3 protein-coding genes and 2 pseudogenes are annotated in these 3,166 nt (G+C 54.7%); 3 read left to right on the top strand and 2 right to left on the bottom strand.

The genetic code is table 11. The features are described 5' to 3' along the window. The first annotated feature begins 59 nt into the window (after positions 1–59). Together AC1DO7_RS40560 and AC1DO7_RS40555 are read left to right on the top strand one after the other, a co-directional pair. Positions 60–1,835, top strand: coding sequence for an acyl-CoA dehydrogenase C-terminal domain-containing protein (locus AC1DO7_RS40560; protein WP_441623236.1), 1,776 nt, complete (start codon positions 60–62; stop codon positions 1,833–1,835). A gap of 123 nt (positions 1,836–1,958) precedes the next feature. After that, a complete protein-coding gene (locus tag AC1DO7_RS40555) occupies positions 1,959–2,621 on the top strand; it encodes a TetR/AcrR family transcriptional regulator (protein WP_441623234.1) in 663 nt (220 codons plus the stop codon). 56 nt (positions 2,622–2,677) lie between these two features. On the opposite strand, the gene AC1DO7_RS40550 is transcribed toward AC1DO7_RS40555, so the two are convergent. After that, positions 2,678–2,815, bottom strand: a complete 138-nt coding sequence (locus AC1DO7_RS40550; protein WP_441623232.1) for a hypothetical protein — start codon at positions 2,813–2,815, stop codon at positions 2,678–2,680. Between the two features lie 65 nt (positions 2,816–2,880). On the opposite strand from AC1DO7_RS40550, the pseudogene AC1DO7_RS40545 reads away from it, so the two are divergent. Then, positions 2,881–2,968, top strand: a pseudogene (locus AC1DO7_RS40545) (IS6 family transposase); the annotation flags it as partial. A gap of 40 nt (positions 2,969–3,008) precedes the next feature. Here AC1DO7_RS40545 and sdhB read toward each other — a convergent pair. Then, a pseudogene (gene sdhB / locus AC1DO7_RS40540) lies at positions 3,009–3,166 on the bottom strand (succinate dehydrogenase iron-sulfur subunit); the annotation flags it as partial.

The raw sequence follows: 3,166 nt of genomic DNA, 5'->3' as shown, positions 1-3,166 counted from the left end.
GATCGTATCGAATCTCGCATTCTTTCTCAAAAATAAACGGCAACTCGCCAACAATAGCTATGAACGCCTATCACGCTCCAGTTCGCGAATATCAGTTCGTGCTCCACGAACTGCTCGATGTGACAACCCCTCCCGCGTTTTCCGAAGCTGATGACCTGAGTTCCGAGACAATAGACCAGGTGATAGAGGCGGCTGGTCTGTTCGCGACAGAAGTGCTGGCACCATTGAACGACATTGGGGACCGCCAGGGATGCTCCATGCCCTCCGCAGGTGTGGTTACCACACCCGACGGGTTCAAAATGGCGTATCAGCAGTTCATTGAAGCAGGCTGGACGTCGCTGGGATGTAACCCGGAGCATGGCGGTCAAGGTCTACCCAACACCGTGAATGCGGCAGTTCTAGAGATCTTCGCCGGTGCCAACATGGCGTGGGCAGCTTATCCGGGAATGTCACAGGCGGCCTATACTTGTCTAGCTGCAAACGCTACGGCAGCGCAGAAAGAGCTCTACCTGCCGAAGCTGGTATCTGGCGAATGGGCGGGAACGATGTGCTTGACCGAGCCACACGCAGGAACCGATCTTGGACTCTTGCGAACTCGAGCTATTCCGCATGACGATGGCACCTTCGCCATCACGGGTACGAAGATATTTATATCGGGCGGTGAGCACGATCTCACGGACAACATCATCCATCTGGTACTCGCGCGGCTTCCGGACTCTCCGCTTGGCGTCAAGGGCATTTCTCTCTTCCTTGTTCCGAAGATCCTGGTGTCCTCCAAAGGGGAGTTGGGAGAGCGCAACGCGGTCTTTTGCGGTTCTCTCGAGCACAAGATGGGGATTCATGCAAATGCCACGTGCACAATGAACTTTGACGGTGCGACCGGATATCTCGTGGGTGAGGTGAACAAGGGGCTGGCGGCGATGTTCGTCATGATGAACCATGCGCGACTTCTTGTCGGTGTCAATGCAATTGGACTGATGGAAGCGGCGTATCAGAAGGCGCTAGCCTATGCCAAGGATCGTTTGCAAGGCAGGTCTCCAAAGGAATCGGCTAGAAGGGGCCCCGCAGACTCAATTATCGAGCACGCGGATGTGCGTCGTATGCTCCTGACTCAGAAAGCATACGTCGAGGGAGCACGTGCATTCGGATGGTGGGCATGCCAACTTGCTGACACGCAGCATGCCACCAAAGACCCCGAAATCCGCCATCAGGCGGCGGAGCTCTCTGCTCTTGTAACTCCGATTGTGAAGGCATTCAGCAGCGACCTCGCCGTTGAATGCACTAGTCTTGCAATGCAAGTATTTGGTGGGCACGGATACATCGCTGACAATCATGTTGAGCAGTATCTTCGCGATGCGCGAATTATCCCACTCTACGAAGGTGCGAACGGCATTCAGGCTTTGGATTTGCTCGGCCGTAAGGTTCTGATGGATGGCGGTAAGAAGCTTGAGATTTTCCTCAAAATCATCACAGAATTCATTGAAACGCATGCCGCCGACCCAGAAATGGGGGACTTCACAAACTCACTGTCCCGTGCGATCAACCTGCTGCGAAACGCGACGCAGGATGTGTCAGTGCAATCCAAGATCGACCCTCATACTGAAGGGAGTGTCGCTGTCGCGTACTTGCGGCTGGTCGGTCATGTGGGGCTTGGGTGGATGTGGGCCCGTATGGCTGCTCTAGCGTTCTCCAAAAGCCATGATTCTGATCCAATTTATGCGTCAAAGATCGCCACGGCACGTTTCTATTTCAAAAAGCTGCTACCAGAAGTGGATGCTCTTGCAGTGGAGATTGCAACCGGGTCGGGGCCGATCATGGCGATTGATTTCGGCTGAAGCGAGCGATCTTGACGTTTTTGCCCAGGCTGGTGGTTGGTCGCATAGGCTCAGGCAGTTCATCGCGTCGATGTTTGTGACAACGCCTCTGGCTCACGGGCCAGGGGGAAGAATTTGGTAAATATGACGACTCAGACTTCCGTTCCAAGCGATACACTACGCAACAGAAGGACAATTGTCCGGTCTTCAAGAGAGAACGTGATGCGAGTCACGACTCAGTTGGCGAGGATGCACGGGTTGAGCAAGTTCTCGATCAACGAGCTATCGGCACAATTAGGCATTTCGAAGAGCATGGTGTATGACCGCTTTCAGTCGCGAGCAGACCTTATCTCCGAAGTGCTGGTGGAATACTACTCGGCCTTACTCCGCGATGCGAATGACGTGACGCGAAACACCCCAAAAGGGATTCAGCGGCTTGTACGAATCATTGACATGTGGTTGGGCGAGTACGTGCTCAAGGATGGGGGGTGTCTACTGCTTCGTGCCGCTTCCGAATACTGCGCAAGTACTGACGAGCTGACCGGGGAGACAATGCGGTTTGTCGTAAATGGATGGCGTAACTGTCTTGATGTGCAGTTACGCGATGCCGTAGTGTGCGGGGAAATCCCTTCGGACGTAGATACCAGGCTGCTTGGTTTCGAAATCTATGGCTTCGTGCTGGGAATTCATCACGATTGTATTTTTCTAGGGAAACCTGTCTCTTTCAGGGCTGAGGCATTCTCTAAAATCTTTTCAAGGCATGGAATCAATTTGCCTATCAACGCTGCCCTACGAAAGTTTCAATGACGTGATGGGCTTGCGATCTCGGTGACCCGAGATCGCGCCACATGCGTTTGTGCTGCTTATATCGGGGTGTTCTTCGCGGCATGGGCTGTCGCCCACAACGAGCCGGGATTGATCCGATCGGAATAGAGTTCAAACATGCTGTCATAGAGCTCGCGCGCAGTCGTGGTCTGGTGATTCACGCGCTTGAGATTCATGATGTATTGCCGTGTTGTTCTGATATGGCGAGGACTGCTGTCGGGCTCGAGCGGCCCATGGCCCGCTGCGCGGAGAGCCCTACTTGCCGTGGCAGTCGGTCGATGAACACGGCGCCGAACTCGACATTCTGCTGCAGAAGCGGCGCGATGCCTTGTCTCGCGATAGGCAGGTTGACAACGCCATCGCGACGCCTCAAACGGCGCGGCGAACCATCAGCTCCTTGATCTTGCCGATGGCCTTGGTCGGATTCAGCCCCTTCGGGCAGACGTCGACGCAGTTCATGATGCTGTGGCAACGGAACAGGCGGTACGGGTCGTTCAGGTCGTCCAGGCGCTGGCTGGTGGCCTGGT

The organism is Cupriavidus sp. 05N40 (assembly GCF_056397305.1).
The sequence above is the reverse complement of the archived record's forward strand: the minus strand, read 5'-3'. Positions and strand labels throughout refer to the sequence as shown.

Bases quoted from the DNA above. Each gene is read 5' to 3' on its own strand.
- AC1DO7_RS40560 (WP_441623236.1), top strand. From the start codon at position 60: ATGAACGCCTATCACGCTCCAGTTCGCGAATATCAGTTCGTGCTCCAC.
- AC1DO7_RS40555 (WP_441623234.1), top strand. From the start codon at position 1,959: ATGACGACTCAGACTTCCGTTCCAAGCGATACACTACGCAACAGAAGG.
- AC1DO7_RS40550 (WP_441623232.1), bottom strand. From the start codon at position 2,815: ATGAATCTCAAGCGCGTGAATCACCAGACCACGACTGCGCGCGAGCTC.